Consider the following 20,661-nt stretch of genomic DNA (forward strand, 5'->3'; position numbering starts at 1 on the left):
CCGGGACAGCGGCGGGTCATCCGCCGCCCCCCGTGCCATCCCCCCTCCAAAGGAGTCCTGCATGACGGCGATCCGGCCGGTGTTCTATGTCTCGGACGGTACCGGCATCACCGCCGAAACCGTGGGCCACAGCCTGTTGACCCAGTTCTCCGGCTTCAGTTTCGTGACCGATCGCATGTCGTTCGTCGACGATGTGGACAAGGCGCACGAGGCCGCGCGCCGCATCCGTGCCGCCGGCGAGCGTTACCAGGTGCGCCCGATCGTGGTCAGCTCCTGCGTGGACTCGGCGCTGGGGCGGATCCTGGAGGAGAGCGGGGCGCTGGTGCTGGACGTGTTCGCGCCGTTCATCGGCCCCCTGGAGCAGGAGCTGGAGTCGACCCGGCACTCCAGGATCGGCCAGGCCCACGGCATGGTGGATTTCGACACCTACCACCGCCGTATCAATGCGATGAACTTCGCGCTGAGCCATGACGACGGCATCGCGGTGAACTACGACGAGGCCGACGTGGTGCTGGTGGCCGTGTCGCGCGCGGGCAAGACGCCGACCTGCATCTATCTGGCGCTGCACTATGGCATCCGCGCGGCCAACTATCCGTTGACCGAGGAGGACCTGGAAAGCGACCGCCTGCCGCCGCGCCTGCGGCCCTACCGCAACAAGCTGTTCGGGCTGACCATCGACCCCGAGCGGCTGCAGCAGATCCGCCAGGAACGGCGGCCCAACTCCCGCTATGCCAGTGCCGAGGTCTGCCGGCGCGAGGTGGCCGCGGCCGAAACCATGTTCAGGATGGAACGCATCCCGACCCTGAGCACCACCCATACCTCGATCGAGGAGATCTCCAGCAAGGTGCTGGGCACGCTGGGGCTGCAGCGGGAGATGTTCTGAACCCGGGGCGCATGCCGCGGCCGGGAGTGCCGTGTAGGATCGGCGCATGAACCAGGCTCTTTCCCGCGTCGATCGCATTCCCCGGCTGGGCCGCCTCGGCTGGCTGATGGGGCTGTACGCGGAAAACTACCAGCACCTGATGCGGCTGTTCGCGCCGGACCGCCTGCACCCGGGGCGGTACGCCTCGTCCATCGGCGACGGCCTGGACCTGTACCTGGACGTGATCGAGTGCCACCGCTACACGGTCGAACTGCGCATGACCTACGGCATCCTCGACCCGCTGACCGGCGAGCCCGATCCATCTGCCTATGTGCGCCTGTACCGGGATGCGCGGCAGGTGGAGACCACGCACTGCTATGTCGGCCGGCGCTGGCAGGACGTCATGGGCATGTACCCGCCCGCGGACGAACTGGTCAGCCACCGCCTGCGCATGAACACATTCCTCGGCAAGTGGCTGGAGTACCTGGCGGAACGCGGGCATGGCGTGGCCACGCTGCGCCGTCTCGACGAGGCCGGCGTGCTGGTCTAGGACCGGCGCGGCCGTCGCGCCGCGGGGCGATCGGTCATACTGCGGGTTTTCGCCGCGCGCTCCGAGTCCGATGCCTTATACCCCGATTCTCGCCACCTTGGGTTACGTGTTGTCCAAGGACGGCACCCAGGCCCTCATGATCCATCGCAACACCCGTCCCGGCGACATGCACCTGGGCAAGTACAACGGACTGGGCGGCAAGATGGAGCCGCAGGAGGACGCGCTGGCCTGCATGCACCGCGAGATCCGCGAGGAAGCCGGGATCGAATGCGGCACCACCCGCCTGCGCGGCACGCTCAGCTGGCCGGGCTTCGGCAAGCAGGGCGAGGACTGGTTCGCCTTCGTGTTCGTGATCGATGACTGGACCGGTACCCCGTTGCAGTCCAACCCCGAAGGCACGCTGGAGTGGGTGCCGGTGGACCAGCTCGAATCGCTGCCGCTGTGGGAAGGTGACCGCCATTTCCTGCCGCTGGTGTTCGACGCCGATCCGCGGCCGTTCCATGGAGTGATGCCGTATCGCGACGGGCGCATGCAGTCGTGGAGCTATACGCGGCTGTAAGCCGCCGCCGCTCACCTGGGCTCACCTGGCCGCACCGGCGCCGTGCGCATCCGACATGGCCGTATTCACGGCAATCGCGCTAGGCTGACGCCGCCATGATCCGGAAACCCGACATGAAACGCCATTTCTCGATGCTGCGCGAGTTCCGGCTCGCGGACTGGTTCACCCTGGGCAACGCCTTCTGCGGCACCGGCGCGGTGTTCGCGGCGATGCGCTTCCTGCAGGACGGCCAGCGCGGTTTCCTGCTGTTCGGCATGGCGCTGATCCCGCTGGCGTTCGTGTTCGACGCGCTCGACGGCCGCATCGCCCGCTGGCGGCAATCGTCCTCCACCCTAGGGCGCGAACTGGATTCGCTGGCCGACGTGATCTCCTTCGGCGTCGCACCCGCCGCGCTGGCCTACGCCTGCGGCATGCAGGGCGGCTGGGACTGGCTGGTGCTGAGCTACTTCGTCTGCTGCGGCGTCAGCCGGCTGGCGCGCTACAACGTCACCGCCGAGGAAATCGCCGGCGACTCGGACAAGGTCCCGTACTTCGAGGGAACCCCCATTCCCACCAGCCTGGCGCTGGTGATCCTGCTGGCAGTGGCGGCGCATTCCGGCGCGATCGGCGCCAACCTGTGGGGCGGCGTCTGGCAGCTGGGACCGTGGCAGCTGCATCCGCTGGTCCTGCTGTTCGCACTGTCGGGCTCGCTGATGATCAGCAAGACCCTGCATATTCCCAAACCCTGACCGCGGCGACGCGGCCGCGTTGCTATCATCGCCGCGACAACGGCGGAGCAGGGCAAGGGCAGTGGCCGACGACAACGACAGCACGGGGTTCGACGCCGGCCTGAAGCGCGCCTGGGAGGCATGGCAGCAGGCAGTGGGCCAGGGCGGCGCGGGCGCCGCCGATGCCTTTCCCTGGCAGGAGGGCATCGCGCAGTGGGCGCGGCTGGTCGGCACCGGCGCCACGCCACAGGTGCATGAACTCGGCGCGCGCTTCCAGCAGCAGGCCGGCGACTGGCTGGGCACGATGCAGCAGGTCGCGGCGCGTTTCGCCGGCCGCGACAGCAGCGCCGCCGAAGTCGCTGGCGCCTGGCGCGACGCCGTGGAGGGCCAGGGCGACGCCATGATCCGCTGGATGCTCGATGCGGCCCGCGGTGGCAACGCGCTGGGCGACCAGCCCTGGATACGCGATTTCGTCCACGCGCTGCAGGCCGGTCATGGCGAGGACGGCTGGCTGAACGCCCCGGCGTTCGGTCCCGCGCGCGAACACCAGGCGCGCTGGCAGGCCCTGCTGCGTGCGCAGCAGGAACACCAGGCCCGCATGCAGGCCTATGTCGGCTCCATCCGCGGGGTGCTGGACGACGCCTTCCACCGCTTCGAGGCCAAGCTGGCCGAACACGAGGCGCCGGGCAGCCAGCTCACCAGCGCCCGCGCGATGTTCGACCTGTGGATCGACGCCGCCGAAGAGGCCTACGCCACGGTTGCCATGTCCGAGGATTTCCAGCGCATCTATGCCGATCTGGCCAACACCCAGATGCGCCTGCGCGCCGCCACCCAGCACGAGCTGGAGCGCGCGTGCGAGCTGATGGGGGTACCCACGCGTACCGAGATGGATGCGGCCCATCGCCGCATCGCCGAACTGGAGCGCTGGATGCGGCGCATGGCTGCCGGCAATGCCGCGGCCGCCCCGCCGCCGGCGCCCGCACCCGCGACGCCCCGGGTCAGGGCGAAGTCCGCGCGCAGCGCCGGCACCGCGCCGCAGGACCGGCCCGCGGCAACCAAGGCCAGGAAAGCCAGCAAGGCGGCCGCACCCGGCAGTGCCGGCGCACCCAGTAGTGCGTCCCGCCCGGCCAGGGCGCGGCGTGGAGGCGCGCCATGAAGGGGCCGCTCGGGTTCGGCATGGACGACCTGCTGCAGGAAACGCTGCAGCTGCAGCAGAAGCTGGCCGACGGGCTGAAGCTGTTGCCGGGCGTGGAGGACGTCGACTATGGCGTCACCGAACGCCAGCCGGTGTGGCGCGACGGCAAGGTCACGCTGTACCGCTTTGTCGGTGGCGCGGCGCCGTCCGGGCAGCGGCCGCCACTGCTGATCGTCTACGCGCTGGTCAACCGGCCGTACATGGTGGACCTGCAGGATGGCCGCTCGCTGGTGCAGAAACTGCTCGCCGCCGGCCAGGATGTGTACGTGCTGGACTGGGGCTACCCCGACCGTTCCGAGCGGTTCCTCACCCTGGAGGACTACCTGCTGCGTTTCCTCGATGGCGCCGTCGACCACCTGCAGGCGCAGCACGGCGGCCCGCCCAACCTGCTGGGCATCTGCCAGGGCGGGGTGTTCTCGCTGTGCTACGCCGCGCTGCGTCCGCACAAGGTGCGCAACCTGGTCACCATGGTCACCCCGGTGGATTTCCACACGCCCGACAACATGCTCTCGCACTGGGCGCGGCACGTCGACGTGGACCTGTTCGTCGATACGCTGGGCAACATCCCGGCCGACCTGATGAACGCCAGCTACCTGATGCTCAAGCCGTTCCGGCTCAACGTGCAGAAGTACGTGGGGCTGGTGGACATCCTGGACGACCGGCAGGCGCTGGAGGATTTCCTGCGCATGGAGAAATGGATCTTCGACTCGCCCGACCTGGCCGGCGAGGCGTTCCGCGAGTTCGTCAAGCAGTTCTACCAGGGCAATGGCCTGATGCATGGTGGCATCCGCATCGGCGCCGAGGCGGTGGACCTGGAAAAGCTGCGGATGCCGGTACTCAACATCTACGCCGAACAGGACCACCTGGTGCCGCCGGCAGCGTCGCGGGCGCTGCGCGGACGCACCGGCAGCAGCGACTACACCGAAGTGGGCTTCCGGGGTGGCCATATCGGCATCTACGTGTCGGCGCGGGCGCAGCGCGAGGTGCCCGCCGCCATCCACGACTGGCTGAGCGCGCGGACATGAGCCATGGCCCGCTGCTGGCGGTGTTGCTGGGGCTGGGACTGGCGGCGGTTCCCGCCGCCCTGCCGGCCGCGCCGGACGCCACCGCCCGGCATGAGATCGACGGGCTGATGCAGGCGCTGGCCAGTTCCGGATGCCGCTTCCAGCGCAATGGTAGCTGGCACGATGCCGGCGAGGCGCGCAGCCACCTGCAGCGCAAGTACGATTACCTGCTCAAGCGTGGCCTGGCCGACACCGCCGAGCAGTTCATCGAGCGTGCCGCCAGCCGCAGCAGCCTCAGTGGCAAGCCCTACCGGGTGGCCTGTCCCGGCCACGCCGAGCAGGACGCCGCGCCCTGGTTCCGGCAGCAGTTGCTGCGGCTGCGCGGCGGTTGACGGTTCCAATGCATCTTCCAGGCGGCGCGGCCGCGGGCAGGCACGGGCGCGTGGCGGCATGGGCCCTGCGCCTGGCATGCGCGCTGGGCGCGCTGTGGACGGCGCCCAACACCCTGTTCGGGCTGGTGGCGGGACTGGCAGGCATGCCGGCCGGAGCGCGGCCGCGCTGGAACCGCCGCGACTGCGCGCTGGTATTCCACCGCTGGCCGTGGGGCCCGGGCGGCGCGATCACGCTGGGCATGGTGATCCTGCACACCGGCGACAGCCTGGACGTGGCCTGCGCGACCTACGAACACCGCGCGGGCCGCTGCCTACATCCGCCGGTGCGGCTCGGCGACCATGAGCGCGCGCATGTGTTCCAGTACATGGTGCTGGGGCCGCTGTTCCTGCCGGTCTACCTGGCCTGCGGCGGGGTCAGCGTGCGCAACCCGTTCGAACGCGCCGCCGACCGCTATGCGCTGCAGGGGCGCGGCTGGTGGCCGCGCCTGCGATGAGCGGTGGCCGGCGCCTGTCTTCGGCATGCAACCGGCGCGTCATGGCGCATCAACTTTTTTTGTACATCCTGGTAACGCCCGCCCACCTAGAGTGGGCCCGTTACAGACGCAACAGGAGTACCGGTCACCATGGCAGTCGTTCTTTATATCGGTGGCAGCAAGGATGGCGAGAAGGGCGTGGTGCCCTATGGCTTCAGCAAGACCCGCAGGGATACCGAGGCAGGCCCCGAGATCTACGTGGAACGGGTGATGGACGTCAGCGGCCGAGGCCGCATGCGGGTGATGGTGCTGGAAAGCCTGCGCGACGATATCGCGTTCCAGCGCCTGAGCCGGCACCTCGGCTAGCCGCCGGTCGCCGCGCCGCGAAGCAATCCCGGGCCGGGCTGTCAATGGCTTTCCCCTCCCGGGACGCGCTGCCAGAATGCGGGCTTCCCCAGTAGCGGTAGCCCCCTGGAATCCATGCAAGACAGCAAGCTCGCGCAGCAGATCGCGCAGACCATCGCCGACGAGATCGGCGCCCAGCCCGCGCAGGCCAAGGCCGCCATCGCGCTGCTCGACGAAGGTGCCAGCGTTCCGTTCATCGCCCGCTACCGCAAGGAAGTCACCGGCGGCCTGGACGACACCCAGCTGCGCAACCTGGAAGTGCGCCTGACCTACCTGCGCGAGCTGGAAGACCGCCGCGCCGCGGTGCTGGCCAGCATCGCGGAACAGGGCAAGCTGAGCGACGAACTGCGCAACGAGATCCTGGCCGCCGACACCAAGTCGCGGCTGGAGGACCTGTACCTGCCGTACAAGCCCAAGCGCCGCACCCGCGCGCAGATCGCCCGCGAGGCCGGGCTGGAACCGCTGGCCGACGGCCTGCTCGCCGACCCGACCCGCGATCCCCAGGCCTTTGCCGCCGGCTTCGTGGATGCCGGAAAGGGCGTGGCCGATGCCAAGGCCGCGCTGGAAGGCGCCCGCGCGATCCTGATGGAGCGCTGGGGCGAGGACGCGGCACTGGTGGGTGAGCTGCGGCAGTGGCTGGGCGAGGTCGGGGTGATCCGCGCCCGCGTCGCCGAAGGCAAGGAAACCGAAGGCGCCAAGTACCGCGATTACTTCGAGCATGCCGAACCGTTGGCGAAGATTCCCTCGCACCGGCTGCTGGCGCTGTTCCGCGCGCGCCGCGAGGAAATCCTGTTCCTGGAACTGGACCCGGGCAGCGACGCCGACGCCGGCCACCAGTACGCCGAGGGCCGGGTGGCGCGCAGTGCCGGCGTCGCCGACCAGGGCCGTGCCGCGGACCGCTGGCTGCTGGATGCGTGCCGCCTGACCTGGCGCGCCAAGCTGCACATGCACCTGTTGCTGGACCTGTTCAACCAGGCCCGCGAAAAGGCCGAGGCCGAGGCCATCGCCGTATTCGGCGACAACCTCAAGGACCTGCTGCTGGCCGCGCCGGCCGGCCCGAAAACCGTGCTGGGGCTGGACCCGGGCATCCGCACCGGCTGCAAGGTCGCCGTGGTCGACGCCACCGGCAAGCTGCTCGCCACCGAAACCATCTATCCGCACGAACCCCGGCGCCAGTGGGAGCAGTCGCTGCAGACGCTCCGCCACCTGTGCGCCAAGTACAACGTCGAGCTGATCGCCATCGGCAACGGTACCGCCAGCCGCGAGACCGACAAGCTCGCCGGCGAGGTCATCAAGGCCTGCGACAACCCGAAGCTGCAGAAGGTGGTGGTCAGCGAGGCCGGCGCTTCGGTGTACTCGGCCTCCGAGTTCGCCGCGCGCGAGTTTCCCGATCTCGACGTGTCGCTGCGCGGCGCGGTGTCGATCGCGCGGCGGCTGCAGGATCCGCTGGCCGAACTGGTCAAGATCGAGCCCAAGGCGATCGGCGTCGGCCAGTACCAGCATGACGTGGACCAGTTCCGCCTGGCCCGGGCGCTGGACGCGCGCGTCGAGGACTGCGTCAACGCCGTGGGCGTGTTCGTCAACACCGCCTCGGCCGCGCTGTTGTCGCGGGTGTCGGGGTTGTCGTCGACGGTGGCCGAGAACATCGTCCGCCATCGCGACGAGAACGGCCCGTTCCGGCGCCGTCGCGACCTGCTGAAGGTGCCGCGCCTGGGCGACAAGACCTTCGAACAGTGCGCCGGCTTCCTGCGCATCGCCGATGGCGACGAGCCGCTGGACGCCTCGGCCGTGCATCCCGAGGCCTACCCGGTGGTCGAGCGCATCGTCGCCGCGGCGCAGCGGCCGATCAAGGCGCTGCTCGGCGACGGCAGCTTCCTGCGCGGGCTCAAGGCCGAGCAGTTCACCGACGAGACCTTCGGCGTGCCGACCGTGCGCGACATCCTGAAGGAACTGGAGAAGCCCGGCCGCGACCCGCGCCCCGAGTTCAAGGCGGCGCGTTTCGCCGACGGCGTGGAAGACATCAAGGACCTGCGCGAGGGCATGGTGCTGGAGGGCGTGGTCAGCAACGTGGCCGCCTTCGGCGCGTTCGTCGACATCGGCGTGCACCAGGACGGGCTGATCCACATCTCCGCGCTGTCGGACACTTTCGTCAAGGATCCGCGCGACGTGGTCAAGGCCGGCGATATCGTCAAGGTGAAGGTGCTGGAGGTCGATGTCGCCCGCAAGCGCATCGCATTGACCCGGCGCCTGGACGACAGCCCGGGCCCGGCCCGGCGCCCGGACAGGGGCGCGGACCAGGGGGCGGGGCAGGGCACGGCCGGGCGCCGCGAGGGGGGGCGTGGTGCGCCCGCGCGGGGCGCGCGTCCCGGCAGTGCCGCGCCTCCGGCCAACAACGCATTGGCCGAGGCGTTCGCGCGCGCGCGTCGCGGTTGATGCGGCGCTGATCGCGCTCATGGCGGAGGGCCTGTCGCCCGGCCTTCCGCCATGCACCCGCGCCAGGGCCAGGAACGCAAAAAAGCCAGGCATCGCTGCCTGGCTTTTTGCTGTGCTGGTGCCGAAGGTGGGACTCGAACCCACACGCTTTTAAGGGCGGCGGATTTTGAGTCCGCTGCGTCTACCGATTCCGCCACTTCGGCTGGCAGGGGCGCAAGTATAACGGAGGGCCTTCGGGTTGGGCAGGTCCGGGCGGCTGTTTTCGCAAAGTGGGCGCGGGTGGCGCTGGCTATACTTCCCGCATCCGAGACCAAGGGATGGCGATGGATCCGCTGCACTCCATGCGTGTGATGATCGTGGAGAACGACGATTTGAACGCGACCCTGCTGCAACTGCAGCTCGAGCGCGAGGGCATGCGCGTGGTCGGCGTGGCCGCGACCGTGCAATCGGCGCTGGCCATGATCGACGCACTGCAGCCGCAGGTGGCGTTCCTCGATTTCTGCCTGGCAGACGACGAGGACAGTACGCCGGTTGCCGAGGTGCTCGCGGCGCGCGGCATTCCCTTTCTGGTCGCCACCGGCATGGATGCGGCACGGTTGCCGCGGATATTCGATGCGGGCGTGAAGCTGATCAAGCCCTATGCCGGAAGCGACCTGCGTCAGGCCCTGCACAGGGCCGTGCGACCGCAGTGAGCCGCCCGGCAGGCCGGCAGCGGCGCGCACGTCTTTTCCCGAGGCAACAAAAAAGCCCTGCCTGGGCAGAGCTTCCTTGAATTGGCGTCCCCACGGGGATTCGAACCCCGGTCGCCACCGTGAAAGGGTGATGTCCTAGGCCTCTAGACGATGGGGACGCGTATGCTTCGTTTTCATTCAACCCGGACGGCCTAATGTCCGGATTTGGTGGAGCCAAGCGGGATCGAACCGCTGACCTCCTGCATGCCATGCAGGCGCTCTCCCAGCTGAGCTATGGCCCCGTATCCAAATTTTCGAGCGCGGAATACTACCGGACTCTTCGTTGGAGTGGAAGCTTTTTCTTCCTTATTGCCTGTTGGGCAGGGCAATGACTCCAACAAAAAAGACCCTGTGACTGCCTGGGTCTTTGTTTTTCGATGAATGGCGTCCCCACGGGGATTCGAACCCCGGTCGCCACCGTGAAAGGGTGATGTCCTAGGCCTCTAGACGATGGGGACGCGTAAACTTCATCAAATTGTTTCGGCTTCCGAACGGCCTAATGTCCGGATTTGGTGGAGCCAAGCGGGATCGAACCGCTGACCTCCTGCATGCCATGCAGGCGCTCTCCCAGCTGAGCTATGGCCCCGTTGTTGCGTTGTTGCCGAGAACGAAATGATAGCCCGGCTTTTCGGGCCGAGCAAGCCATTTGTAAAAAAAAATTGCATGCGCGCATCGGCGGGTTGCCTGACCTCGAACCGGGTATCGCGGCGACGCGAGGCGAGGCCGGAAGGCGATGTTTCCGCCGCGTTGCCTGCCTCACCATGGCCCCGGAAATGGCTGAACGGAGTCGGCGATGGCGACCCTTGGAATCCCCATGGGCATCCTGTTCCTGCTGGCGGCGGCCGGGCCACCCCGGGCAGTGCCGATGCAGGTGTTCAAGTGTCTCGACGACGGCCAGGTGTCGTACCAGTCGTTGCCGTGCGCAGGACCGCCTGCCAAGGCATGGACCGTCCTGCGCCTGCCGCCGGCAGCGCCATCCGTGGTGGTGCCGCCAGCGGCGAGGGGCGAGCCGCGATCGCGCCGCCTGGCTCCGGCGCGGCGCAACGCCCGCGCGGTGGAGAGCGCATGCGCCAAAGCCAGGCGGCAGCGGGAAGCGGCCTTCCGCAAAGCCGGGCTGAAGCGTGGGTTCGCGCTTTCCAGTGAATGGGACAACAAGGTCCACGAGGCCTGCTGGTAGGTCCGCCTGGCAAGGCCGGTACTGCAGCCCGGCCACCGGTGCTGCCTGCAGGCGCCTGCACGTGGCGGTGCGCGCGCCCCGGCAGGAAGCGCAGGGGAGAGCCAGGGCGCCACGATGCCGGCGGCGGGGGGAAGGCGCGGGCGGCGTGGCATGCGGCCCGCGCCGGATGTGGGGCAGGCCGCGGCCCGTGAAAGGGGCGCTCAGTCGTGTGCACAGGCGCAGCGCGGGTGCGTTCCGCGCAAACGACGCCATGCGTGCCGTGGCGGGCGCAACCACCGCCCGCGTGGCGCCGCCACGCCAGGTTGGGCGCCGGTGTTTCGTGGCGGGAATGCCATGGACTGGATGCTGGCAGCGGTGGTCAAGCGGAGCATTCACGGCACCTGCACCGATCTTCCCGCGCCGGTCACGTCGCGGGCGCTATGACAGTGCTCCCGCCGTACCGCAGGAGAAGGGTGATGAAGCGCTTGCTCTCGCGCAGCTTTTCAGCCGTTGTCTACATGTCGCTCGGCGCGCTTGCGGCGATCATGGCGCAGTCGATCTGGTCCAGTACCGTGGCGGCGTATTGAGCAGCGTACGCGTCACGATGGAGTGTGGATCACCGTACTGCGCCATTGGCCGCAGATCCGCGTGGCTTGCCGCCTGCCTGCCGGCGCCATCATTGCGTGGTCGACGTGGGTACCCAGCCACGGTTGCCGGCGAGCTGCACCCGCGCCCGGCCACGCTGCCGCAATGGCGGTGCCGCCGCCGGCATCGGGTGTGGTCAACGGTGCATGCAGCGCCCGGTGCCTGCGACGTGCGTGTGGCAGACCTTGGCGCAACGCCGGCGTCGCGCACCACGCCTGCGGCTTCGACGGCGCACGCCGGTACTGCGGAGGCCGCGCGCAGCGGTGTGCAGCGCGCCGGGTCTGTCGCAGGTCTGTCCGATTCCCGGAGGCGGGCACATCCACATCGCGTGCCGCCGAACGCCGAAGGCCGTGCGTCGCGCTGTCGCCGGCGCGAGCCCCGTATCCGTTGACCAATGTCATGTCGAGGTGATCCAACAATGAAACGAAGCCACTGGATGTTGCTCATAGGCGCCGTCGTGCTGGCGCTGGTGCTGGTGCTCGTCATCCCGCCGTGGTGATCGGCATGCGGCAGCCGCGTTGGCCGGGAGCGGTGTCGCGGCGTCCGCCGATGGTCCGGCGCGGCGATGGCTGAGGCAGGGCTGCGCCACGTCCACGACCGGCAGCCGGGCATCGCCCGGTTGCGCGTGGGCAAGGGCTTCCGCTACGTCGACGCGGATGGCAGGCCCGTACGGGATCCCGCGGTGCTGCGGCGGATACGCCAGCTGGCGGTCCCGCCGGCATATACCGACGTCTGGATCTGTGCCAGCCCGGAGGGGCACCTGCAGGCGACCGGCCGCGACGCGCGGGGCCGCAAGCAGTACCGCTATCACCCGGACTGGATGCGGCAGCGCGGCACCGACAAGTTCGACCGCATCCTGGCCTTCGGAAAGGCATTGCCGGCATTGCGCAGGCAGGTGCGCCGGCACCTGGCGCTACCCGGCATGCCGCGCGACAAGGTCCTGGCGCTGGTTATTTCGGTCATGGGCCGCACCTATGCGCGGGTAGGCAACGCGGCGTATGCCCGCAGCAATCATTCCTACGGCCTGACCACCCTGCGCGCGCGGCACGTGAGCCTGCCGGGCAAGCGCGCCGCGCAGATACGGTTCGCTGGAAAGTCCGGCCGCCTGCAGGTGCTGCACATAGACGATCCCCGGTTGGTGGCGTTGATCCGGCGCTGCCACGACCTGCCCGGGAAAATGCTGTTCCAGTACCAGGATGACGACGGGCAGGTGCGGCCCATCGATTCGGGCGACGTCAACCACTACCTGCGGCAGGCCGCCGGCGACGATTTCAGTGCCAAGGATTTCCGCACCTGGGGCGCGACGCTGACCGCGTTGATGGCGCTGGCACGGTTGCCGGTGCCCGATGACGCCAGTCCGGCCCGGTGCCAGGCGCTGCAGAACGAGGTCATCGGCGCGGTGGCCGCCATGCTCGGCAACACCCCGGCGGTATGCCGCAGGTCGTACATCGACCCGTGTGTGTTCGACGCCTGGCGCGCCGGACGGCTGCAGCCGCTGGTGGCGCTGCGCGGCATCCGCCAGATGGAAGCGGCGGCGCTGCGGCTGTTGCGTTCCTGCCACCGCTGACCGCACGCCATGGCCGCTGCTGCGGCGCCGTGCACATCGCGTCCACGTTCTTTCACGGTTGACCCGCATGGGGGCATCCAACAATCCGTGCATCACCCGGCAACCACGAGCAAGGAGTCCGTCATGGCAACCTGCGATGTCTGCGGCAATGCATACCGGAACAGCTTCACGGTCACCCAGGGCGCGGTAACCGGCACCTTCGATTCCTTCGAATGCGCGATCCACGCCATGGCCCCCCGTTGCGCGCACTGCCAGTGTGCGGTCATCGGCCACGGCGCTGAGCGCGGCGGCGTGGTGTACTGCTGCGAGCACTGCGCACGCCATGCGCGGGGGTGAGGCGATGACCGGCACGCAGACCCGCGCGGAGGCATGACCGATGGCAACCAGCAGAAAGACGACATCCAGGAAGGCGCCGCCGCGTGCCACCACGCCTGGCGCAACGTCCCGTGGCCAGGCGGCGGGACGGCAGGCGGAACGCACCGCCGAGCGCCAGCGCGACCTGCAGGCCCAGGCCGGCGGGCGCAAGACGAAGAAGCCCGAAGCCAAGCGCGGCGGTGTACAGGCCGGCGCGCGGCGGCAGCCGGCAAAGATGCCGGCGCAGCATCTGGACAAGCCGGGCAACGAGTATGAACTGCAGCTCCCGCCGCGCTACCAGGCGCCGGACTACCGTGGCAGCGGCAAGCTGCAGGGCATGCGTGCCCTGGTGACCGGCGGCGACTCCGGCATCGGTCGCGCGGTGGCCGTCCTGTTCGCGCGCGAAGGGGCCGACGTGGCGATTCTGTATCTGGACGAGCATGAGGATGCGCAGGTGACTCGGGCGGCGGTGGAGGCGGAGGGCAGGCGCTGCCTCGCCATCAGCGGCGACGTACGCGACCCGGTCTTCTGCGACCAGGCGGCACGGCAGGTGCGTGAGGCGCTGGGCGGCATCGACATCCTGGTCAACAACGCGGCCTTCCAGCTGCATTGCCATCGCCTTGAGGACCTACAGGACGCGCACCTGCAGGAAACCCTGCAGACCAACATCGCCGGTTATGTGCACATGGCGCGGGCGGTGCTGCCGCATCTCGGCCAGGGTGCCAGCATCATCAACACCGGCTCGGAGACGGCCCTGTTCGGCAGTCCGTCGCTGGTCGACTATGCGGCCACCAAGGGCGCGATCCATGCCTTCACCCTGTCCTTGGCGGCGCAGCTGTTGCCCCGCGGCATCCGCGTCAACTGCGTCGCGCCGGGGCCGGTGTGGACGCCGTTGAACCCGGCGGACAAGGCGGCTGCGGACGTGGCCACGTTCGGCAACGACAGCGACATGGGCCGGCCGGCGCAGCCGGAGGAGCTGTCACCGGCGTATGTGTTCCTGGCCTCGCCGGTCAGCGCCAGTTACATCAGCGGCGTGATCCTGCCGGTGATGGGCGGCCCCCGGGGTTGAGTCCGGCACCGCGGGCATGGCATCGCGCAAGGCAAACGCGACCGCGTTGATCATCCTGGACATGGTCAACCTGTTCGACTTCGAGGGAGGCGACGCGCTCGGTGCGCGGGCAGTGGCGATCTGCGCCCCCATCGCGCGCCTGCGCCAGCGCTTCGACGCGGCGGCGCAGCCGGTGATCCACGTCAACGACAACTTCGCCCGCTGGCAGGGCCAGTTCAGCGACCTGGTGGACGCCTGCCTCGCGGCCGGCGGCGATGCCGCGGCCACGGTGAGGCGGTTGTCACCGCGCCGGCATGATTATCACGTGCTCAAGCCGAAGCATTCGGCGTTCCACGCCACGCCACTGGCGATCCTGCTGCACAAGTTGGGCGTGCGGCGGCTGGTGTTGACCGGGGTGGCCGCCGATTCGTGCATCCTGGCGACCGCGCAGGACGCCAAGATGCACGAGTTCGGGCTGTGGGTGCCGGCCGACTGCGTGGCCGCCATCAGCCCGCGGCGCAAACGCGATGCGCTGGCGCTGGTCGCGCAGTCGCTGCTGGTGCCGGTGGTGCGCTCGCGCGACGTGCGCGGGGTGTTCCCGGCGCAGCCGTGAACGCGCCGGGGCGGTTCTTCACGCCTGCTTTAGCCGTGATTGGCGAGCGTTGCCGGCAATTCACCACGGGAGGCACGCCATGGCGCGTCCGATCTGGACGGGAACCCTGTCTTTCGGCCTGCTGAATGTCCCGGTGTCGCTGATGAGCGGCGAACGCCGAGTGGACATCAGCTTCCGCATGCTTGATTCGCGCGACCGCAAGCCGATCCGCTTCGAGCGGGTCAATGCCGAGACCGGCGAGGAAGTGCCGTGGAAGGACATCGTGAAGGCCTTCGAGTACGACAAGGGCAGCTATGTGGTGGTGGACAAGGAGGACATCGCCTCGGCCGCGCCGCAGACCCATGATTCCATCGACGTCGAAGCGTTTGTCGAGCGCGGCGAGATCAGCCTGCGCTTCTACGAAAAGCCCTATGTGATCGTGCCCGGGAAAAAGGCGGAGAAGGGCTACGTGCTGCTGCGCGAGACCCTGCGCGACACCGGCCGGGTCGGCATCGCGCGGGTGGTCATCCGCACCCGCGAGTACCTGTGCGCGGTGGTGCCCGAGGGCGATGCGCTGCTGCTGCTGATGCTGCGCTACCCGCAGGAGCTGGTGGACCCTGCCGAGTACCGGCTGCCGGAGGGCAAGCCCGCCGACTACCGCATTTCCAGGCGAGAAGCGGAGATGGCCGCCAGCCTGATCGAGTCGATGTCGGTGGCCTGGCGCGCGGACGATTACCAGGACGAGTTCCGCGGCCGGCTCGAGGCCATCATCCGCAAGCGCCTGAAAGCCAAGGGTGCCACCACCCGGATCGTCGACGAGCATGCCGAGCCGGAGGACGCCGCCACCAACGTGGTCGACTTCATGGCCCTGCTGCAGAAGAGCCTGGACGAGAACAAGCGCACGCCCGCCGGCAAACGTGCGCCGGCCAGGAAGACCGCCGCACGCAAGACGTCGGCGAAGAAGCCCCGCAAGAGCACGCGGCGCACGGGCGCGTCCTGACGATGGCCGGCGGTCGACGCATCGTTCCCGTGGGCAGCATGGGCCGCAGCATGCGGGGCCACACCTGCCTCTACGTGCTGCCCTGCGCCAACGAGGACCACGTGAAGCTGGGCATCGCCGGTGACCCGATGACGCGGATGCAGGCGTTCTCGTCGCGTTACTTCGAGTTCTTCGACCTCGATGCAGGCTGGCTGCTGGAGGCGGGCAGCGAAGCCGAGGCGCGGGGTTGGGAGACCGCGTTGAAGCGGCAGTTGCGCGCCCATGCCGCGCCGCCGCCGCTGCTGGTGCCGGCGCGTGCCGGCGGCCATACCGAATGGCTGCGTGGAGCGGGCGCGCTGCTCGCCGCCTGGCGCGACGGGCAGGTGGCGCGGGGATTCGTGGCGCACGCTCCACTGCGTGGCTGGGTGCGTCAGCGCCTGATCCAGGCACATGAGCGGTGGCACCACGACGTGCAGGCGCTGCTCGACCGCTTCGGTCCTGCCGGGGACTGGCCGGCCGCCGACGGCAGCACGCCACTGCGGCAGCTGCGCGATGCGATGGATGCGCAGGTGCTGCTGGATGCGCGGCCGCCGGACGACGATGTTCCCGGCCTGCGCGCATGGCATGCACGCAACCGCCTGGTGGCAGCGCCCGCCTGCCCGGTCCAGGAGCACGCATGAGCCTGCACGAGTACCGCCGCAAACGGCAGTTCGAACGCACCCCGGAGCCATCCGCCAAGGTCCGCCGCGCACCGGCCGCGCAGCCGATCTTCGTGGTGCAGCTGCACCACGCCAGCCACCGCCATTACGATTTCCGCCTGCAGGTGGGCCCTGTGCTGCGCAGCTGGGCGGTGCCCAAGGGACCCAGCCTCGATCCCACGGTGAAACGGCTGGCGGCCGAGGTGGAGGACCACCCGCTTGATTACGCGCGGTTCGAGGGCGACATCCCCGCAGGGCAGTATGGCGCCGGCCATGTCGCCATTTTCGACCACGGCGTGTGGAGCAGCGAGGGTGACCCGGAAGAACAGCTGGCCAAGGGCCACCTGCGTTTCGAACTGTTCGGCGGCAAGCTGAAGGGCGGCTGGCACCTGGTGCGCTCCGGTGGCCGCGGGCGCAAGCCGCAATGGCTGCTGTTCAAGGCGCGCGACCGCTACGCCGCGAAGCAGGAAGCCGACGACCTGCTGGACCAGCCCGCGCCGGCGGCGCAGCACGCCGCGGGCAAGCGGCGGCGGCCGGCCGCGGCGACCGCGCGGATCCGGCGCCTGCTCGACAGCGTCGCGACGCTGCCCGGCGCCCGCCGCACCCGCCGCGCGCCGGCGTTCCATGCGCCGCAGCTGGCCACGCTGGCAACGGCGGTTCCGGCCGGCGAGGGCTGGCTGCACGAGGCGAAATGGGACGGCTACCGGTTGCTCGCCCAGCTCGGCGGCGGCAAGGTGCGCCTGTGGTCGCGCAACGCGCTGGAATGGACCGCACGCCTGCCGGCGATCGTGCAGGCGCTGCAGGCACTCGGCGTCGAGGCGGTGCTGGATGGCGAGCTGGTCGCCGGCGCAGGCCGCCAGCAGGACTTCGGCCTGCTGCAGGCCACCTTGTCAGGCCAACGCGCCGCACCGCTGTCCTATGTACTGTTCGACATCCTGCAGCTGGGCGACGTCGACCTGTGCGGTTGCCGCCAGGAGGCGCGCAAGAGCGTCCTGGCCGCGCTCCTGGGGCAGCCGGAGCCGCCGCTGGTGTACAGCTCGCACGTGAGCGGGGACGGCGAGCGCGCCCTGGCCATGGCGGTGGAACGCGGGCTGGAAGGCATCATCTCCAAGCGGGCCGCGGCACCGTACCGCGGCGGCCGGGGCGACGACTGGCGCAAGATCAAGCAGCGCGCTTCGGACGAGTTCGCGGTAGTGGGTTACACCGCGCCCAACGGCAGCCGCAGCGGCCTGGGCGCACTGCTGCTGGCGGCACCGCAGGGACGCCGCGGCTGGCGTTATGCCGGGCGCGTCGGCAGCGGTTTCGACCAGCACACGCTCGCCGACCTGGTACGGCGCCTGCGGCCGCTGGCCCGCGATACGCCCACGGTGGCGACCGGCGTGGCGGTCACCGGCCTGGGGCAGGTGCAGTGGGTGAAGCCGGCCATGGTGGTCGAGGTGTTCCACCACGGCACCGGCAACCTGGGCCTGCTGCGGCAGGCGTCGTTCAAGGCCATTCGTGCCGACAAGACGGTCGCCGACCTGCGCGCGGCCGGGTCGGCCCCGCCACCGGAGGTCCCCGTGCCGCATACGCCCGCCCCATCCGCCCCCCGCGCCAGCGCCGCCGCGGTGGTGCTGAGCAGTCCGACCCGGGTCGTGTACCCGGATGCGGGCATCCGCAAGCAGGACGTATATGCGTACTACGACGCGATGCTGCCTTGGCTGCTGCCGGAGATCGCCGGCCGGCCGTTGTCCGTGGTCCGTTGCCCGCATGGCATCGCGCGCCCGTGCTTCTTCCAGAAACACCTGCCGGCCGGCATGGAGCATGTCGATGCGGTTGCGATCGAGGAGGAGGACGGCACCCGCGCCGATTACATCGTGGTGCGCGACGGCGCCGCGCTGCTGGAACTGGTGCAGTTCAACGCACTCGAGTTCCACCCGTGGGGCGCGCACGCCGAAACCCCGGACAGCGCCGACCGTATCGTGTTCGATCTCGACCCGGGCGCGGGCGTGGCCTGGACACGGGTGGTGGCCGCGGCACGCTGGGTGCGCGACCGCCTGGACGAGCTCGGCCTGGCATCCTTCGTCCGCACCTCCGGCGGCAAGGGATTGCACGTGGTGGTACCGCTGCGACCGGCCTGTCCGTGGCCGCGGGTGAAGGCGTTCGCGCGCGCGTTCGCCGAATCCATGGCCGCGTCCGACCCGCTGGCCTACGTGGCCACGGCCAGCAAGCGCGTGCGCAAGGACCGCATATTCGTCGACTACCTGCGCAACGGCCGTGGCGCGACCAGCATCGCCTCGTTCTCGTTGCGTGCCCGGCCCGGTGCACCGGTGGCGATGCCGCTGCGCTGGGAGGAATTGTCCAGGGTGCGGCGTGGCGACGCCTACGACATCGTGTCGGCGCCACGCCGGATGAAGCGGTTGAAAGGTCACCCGTGGGGCGACATCGAGCGCATCCACCAGGACCTGGGCCAGGTCACCGCACAGCTGGCCGGGCGCAGCCCGCGCGGTCGCAGGCGCTGAGCCGGCGGGCGCCGGGTATCCCGCGCATGCCATGCCGGGCGTCGCCCGTGCGTCGATCACATGGGCAAGGCCGCCAACCGCATTGGTTGCAGGCGGCCTGCGGCGCGGGCGCGCGGGCCACCCTGCAGCGCGCAAAGGCGGCCGCCTGCCCCGTGGGCCGAGCGGCCGCCCGGTGCGGTTACCTGGCGCCGCGGACCATCAGCCGGTTATCCACGCGGCTCACGCCCTTGATGCCCTTGGCGACGGCCACGGCCTTGTCCGCCTCGGCCTGGCTGTCGACGTCGCCGCTCAACGACACCACGCCGTTGACGGTCTCCACCTTGATCGCCATGCCGGGGATGTCCTTGCTGGCGAGCAGGTCCGCCTTGACCTTGGTGGTGATCCAGGTGTCGCTGCCGGGCTGCGCCGACTCATGCCCCTGGGTGCCGTGCGCCTGTGCGCTGGCAGGGCCGGTGGCGAGGGCACCCGCGCAGGCGGTCGCGACGATGCCCAGGAGCAGGAGATGCTTCATCTTGCTGGTGTCCATGTCGATTCTCCACGCGGAGCGGAAGTGCTCCGGGGGTCATCCTCGCCGGCCGGGAATTAAGAGCGTGCAGCAGGCCGGTGACGACCACGTACACGGCGATCACCGCGCGCGGTACGTGATGCGGCGCCGCGCTGCACCCGAGCCATGCGCGCTGCGGGCGCAGGCACCGGCATCGGCGTGATCCACTTCATGGTTTCACGCCGCGTCCGCATGATGCAGGCAACGGCTTCACCCCGCGCGCGCTAAAGCAGGCATGCCGGGGCGGGAATAACCATGAGGAAATCTTGCTGTGAAAGGTGTTCAACTCTATCTGGTGGGACCGGGACAAGAGCGTCGCCCGGTCAGGCGCATCGCCACGGAGCTGGCCGACATCAAGACCATGGGCATTCCCATCAGGAGCGCGCCTGCGGCCGCCAACACACTGATCGAGGTCAGCACGCTGGCGGACGACCAGGGCAACCTTGCCCGGCAGGTCGACTGCGAAGGATTCCGCTACAAGTTCACTGGCTCGGAGATTCCCTGGTCCCTGGTGGTCGGCTGATGTGCGCGGCAGGCCTCCCCGCGCGGGAGGCCTGCCGCGCCGGCCACGCGCCGATACGTGCGCTTCACACCCGATCACGCGCTCGTTTCGATTGCCTGCCTATACCGGTGGACCCTCATCCCACCAGGAGCACTGTCCATGACCTCGAAGCCCAACGCCGCGCATGTCCGCGAACTGCTGCTGCAGGCACTGGAAACCGAACGCGGTGGCATCCAGGTGTACGGCGCGGCGATCCGCGCGGCCTGCAACAAGGACCTGAAGCACGAGTGGGAGGGCTACCTCGAGGAGACGCGCAACCACGAGCGGATCCTGACCCGCGTGTTCGAGGCGATGGGCCTGGATACCGAGATGTCCAGCCCTAGCCGTGAGGTGGTGGCCCACCAGGGTGCATCGCTGGTGGCGGCGATCGAGATGGCCATGGCCAACGCCAAGCCGGCCGACGCCGAGCTGGTCGCGGCCGAATGCGTGGTGCTGGCCGAGACCAAGGACCACATGAACTGGGAGTTGATCGGCCAGGTCGCAGAGCAGGGCGGGCCGCATGCCGAGGTGCTGGCGCAGGCGCATGCCGCGGTGGAGACCCAGGAGGACCATCACCTGTACCACACCCGCGGATGGGCGCGGGAGCTGTGGATCCAACGCCTGGGCATGCCCGCGGTGCTGCCGCCGCCGGAAGAGCAGAAGGACGTGCAGACCGCCATCGGCGCGGCGCGCGCGGAAAAGGCCCGGCAGGACTACCTGTAACG

Annotated in this window: 21 protein-coding genes, 5 tRNA genes and 1 pseudogene; 21 read left to right on the top strand and 6 right to left on the bottom strand. The window is 69.5% G+C overall.

From position 1 onward, the window contains the following. Positions 1–61 precede the first annotated feature (61 nt). From ACJ7VY_RS08050 to ACJ7VY_RS08095, 10 genes are all read left to right on the top strand, one after another. The gene (locus ACJ7VY_RS08050) at positions 62–883 is read left to right on the top strand and encodes a pyruvate, water dikinase regulatory protein (protein WP_104938752.1); all 822 of its coding nucleotides are present in this window, start codon (positions 62–64) and stop codon (positions 881–883) included. A 46-nt stretch (positions 884–929) separates the two neighbouring features. After that, positions 930–1,412 carry a DUF1249 domain-containing protein gene (locus ACJ7VY_RS08055; protein WP_104938753.1) on the top strand — a complete coding sequence of 161 codons (483 nt, stop codon included), beginning with the start codon at positions 930–932 and terminating at the stop codon, positions 1,410–1,412. A gap of 70 nt (positions 1,413–1,482) precedes the next feature. Further along, positions 1,483–1,971, top strand: a complete 489-nt coding sequence (locus ACJ7VY_RS08060; protein ID WP_104938754.1) for an NUDIX hydrolase — start codon at positions 1,483–1,485, stop codon at positions 1,969–1,971. A gap of 113 nt (positions 1,972–2,084) precedes the next feature. Beyond that, positions 2,085–2,699: a CDP-alcohol phosphatidyltransferase family protein gene (locus tag ACJ7VY_RS08065; RefSeq protein ID WP_409476740.1), complete on the top strand. Its 615-nt coding sequence runs from the start codon at positions 2,085–2,087 to the stop codon at positions 2,697–2,699. A gap of 61 nt (positions 2,700–2,760) precedes the next feature. After that, entirely contained in the window at positions 2,761–3,834 is a 1,074-nt protein-coding gene (gene phaE / locus ACJ7VY_RS08070; protein ID WP_409476741.1) for a class III poly(R)-hydroxyalkanoic acid synthase subunit PhaE, read from the top strand. Then, entirely contained in the window at positions 3,831–4,898 is a 1,068-nt protein-coding gene (phaC, locus tag ACJ7VY_RS08075) for a class III poly(R)-hydroxyalkanoic acid synthase subunit PhaC (RefSeq protein ID WP_161615113.1), read from the top strand. The genes phaE and phaC overlap by 4 nt, the downstream gene beginning before the upstream one ends. Beyond that, positions 4,895–5,269, top strand: a complete 375-nt coding sequence (locus ACJ7VY_RS08080; protein WP_409476742.1) for a DUF5329 domain-containing protein — start codon at positions 4,895–4,897, stop codon at positions 5,267–5,269. Before phaC ends, ACJ7VY_RS08080 begins: the two co-directional genes overlap by 4 nt. Positions 5,270–5,277: 8 nt before the next feature. Further along, positions 5,278–5,763, top strand: a complete 486-nt coding sequence (locus ACJ7VY_RS08085) for a hypothetical protein (RefSeq protein WP_161615111.1) — start codon at positions 5,278–5,280, stop codon at positions 5,761–5,763. A gap of 129 nt (positions 5,764–5,892) precedes the next feature. Further along, the gene (locus ACJ7VY_RS08090; protein ID WP_104938758.1) at positions 5,893–6,108 is read left to right on the top strand and encodes a hypothetical protein; all 216 of its coding nucleotides are present in this window, start codon (positions 5,893–5,895) and stop codon (positions 6,106–6,108) included. A gap of 114 nt (positions 6,109–6,222) precedes the next feature. Beyond that, positions 6,223–8,580, top strand: coding sequence for a Tex family protein (locus ACJ7VY_RS08095; RefSeq protein ID WP_409476743.1), 2,358 nt, complete (start codon positions 6,223–6,225; stop codon positions 8,578–8,580). 116 nt (positions 8,581–8,696) lie between these two features. Here the strand turns inward: ACJ7VY_RS08095 and ACJ7VY_RS08100 are convergent. After that, positions 8,697–8,783: transfer RNA gene (locus ACJ7VY_RS08100), tRNA-Leu, on the bottom strand. 120 nt (positions 8,784–8,903) lie between these two features. Between ACJ7VY_RS08100 and ACJ7VY_RS08105 the strand changes: the two genes are divergently transcribed. Then, positions 8,904–9,272, top strand: a complete 369-nt coding sequence (locus ACJ7VY_RS08105; protein ID WP_409476744.1) for a response regulator — start codon at positions 8,904–8,906, stop codon at positions 9,270–9,272. An 82-nt stretch (positions 9,273–9,354) separates the two neighbouring features. Here ACJ7VY_RS08105 and ACJ7VY_RS08110 read toward each other — a convergent pair. From ACJ7VY_RS08110 to ACJ7VY_RS08125, 4 genes are all read right to left on the bottom strand, one after another. Further along, a tRNA-Glu gene (locus tag ACJ7VY_RS08110) sits at positions 9,355–9,430 on the bottom strand. Between the two features lie 47 nt (positions 9,431–9,477). After that, positions 9,478–9,553 (bottom strand) — tRNA-Ala (locus ACJ7VY_RS08115). 140 nt (positions 9,554–9,693) lie between these two features. Next, a tRNA-Glu gene (locus ACJ7VY_RS08120) sits at positions 9,694–9,769 on the bottom strand. Between the two features lie 52 nt (positions 9,770–9,821). Next, a tRNA-Ala gene (locus tag ACJ7VY_RS08125) sits at positions 9,822–9,897 on the bottom strand. A 228-nt stretch (positions 9,898–10,125) separates the two neighbouring features. On the opposite strand from ACJ7VY_RS08125, the gene ACJ7VY_RS08130 reads away from it, so the two are divergent. From ACJ7VY_RS08130 to ligD, 8 genes and pseudogenes are all read left to right on the top strand, one after another. Continuing rightward, a complete protein-coding gene (locus ACJ7VY_RS08130; RefSeq protein ID WP_104938759.1) occupies positions 10,126–10,488 on the top strand; it encodes a hypothetical protein in 363 nt (120 codons plus the stop codon). Positions 10,489–11,630: 1,142 nt separating this feature from the next. Further along, positions 11,631–12,679: pseudogene (locus tag ACJ7VY_RS08135) on the top strand (DNA topoisomerase IB). A 123-nt stretch (positions 12,680–12,802) separates the two neighbouring features. Beyond that, on the top strand, positions 12,803–13,015 hold the full coding sequence (locus ACJ7VY_RS08140; protein ID WP_240212742.1) for a hypothetical protein: 213 nt from the start codon (positions 12,803–12,805) through the stop codon (positions 13,013–13,015). A gap of 40 nt (positions 13,016–13,055) precedes the next feature. Continuing rightward, positions 13,056–14,102 (top strand): SDR family oxidoreductase, encoded by a 1,047-nt coding sequence (locus ACJ7VY_RS08145; RefSeq protein ID WP_409476745.1) that lies wholly within the window; start codon positions 13,056–13,058, stop codon positions 14,100–14,102. Between the two features lie 16 nt (positions 14,103–14,118). After that, positions 14,119–14,694: an isochorismatase family cysteine hydrolase gene (locus tag ACJ7VY_RS08150; protein WP_409476746.1), complete on the top strand. Its 576-nt coding sequence runs from the start codon at positions 14,119–14,121 to the stop codon at positions 14,692–14,694. 79 nt (positions 14,695–14,773) lie between these two features. Next, the gene (locus ACJ7VY_RS08155; RefSeq protein WP_409476747.1) at positions 14,774–15,673 is read left to right on the top strand and encodes a Ku protein; all 900 of its coding nucleotides are present in this window, start codon (positions 14,774–14,776) and stop codon (positions 15,671–15,673) included. Between the two features lie 50 nt (positions 15,674–15,723). Next, on the top strand, positions 15,724–16,332 hold the full coding sequence (locus ACJ7VY_RS08160; RefSeq protein WP_409476748.1) for a hypothetical protein: 609 nt from the start codon (positions 15,724–15,726) through the stop codon (positions 16,330–16,332). Then, on the top strand, positions 16,329–18,851 hold the full coding sequence (ligD, locus tag ACJ7VY_RS08165) for a DNA ligase D (protein WP_409476749.1): 2,523 nt from the start codon (positions 16,329–16,331) through the stop codon (positions 18,849–18,851). The genes ACJ7VY_RS08160 and ligD overlap by 4 nt, the downstream gene beginning before the upstream one ends. A 178-nt stretch (positions 18,852–19,029) precedes the next feature. Here the strand turns inward: ligD and ACJ7VY_RS08170 are convergent, their stop codons facing one another. Next, positions 19,030–19,377, bottom strand: coding sequence for a BON domain-containing protein (locus ACJ7VY_RS08170; protein WP_312346690.1), 348 nt, complete (start codon positions 19,375–19,377; stop codon positions 19,030–19,032). 289 nt (positions 19,378–19,666) lie between these two features. Between ACJ7VY_RS08170 and ACJ7VY_RS08175 the strand changes: the two genes are divergently transcribed. After that, the gene (locus ACJ7VY_RS08175; protein ID WP_161615100.1) at positions 19,667–19,918 is read left to right on the top strand and encodes a hypothetical protein; all 252 of its coding nucleotides are present in this window, start codon (positions 19,667–19,669) and stop codon (positions 19,916–19,918) included. A gap of 138 nt (positions 19,919–20,056) precedes the next feature. After that, positions 20,057–20,659 carry a hypothetical protein gene (locus ACJ7VY_RS08180; protein WP_409476750.1) on the top strand — a complete coding sequence of 201 codons (603 nt, stop codon included), beginning with the start codon at positions 20,057–20,059 and terminating at the stop codon, positions 20,657–20,659. The last annotated feature ends 2 nt before the right edge of the window (positions 20,660–20,661 follow it).

Origin of the sequence: Stenotrophomonas sp. Y-13, assembly GCF_046267925.1 — a bacterium.
In the GTDB taxonomy this organism is placed as follows: Bacteria; Pseudomonadota; Gammaproteobacteria; order Xanthomonadales; family Xanthomonadaceae; genus Stenotrophomonas; species Stenotrophomonas acidaminiphila_A.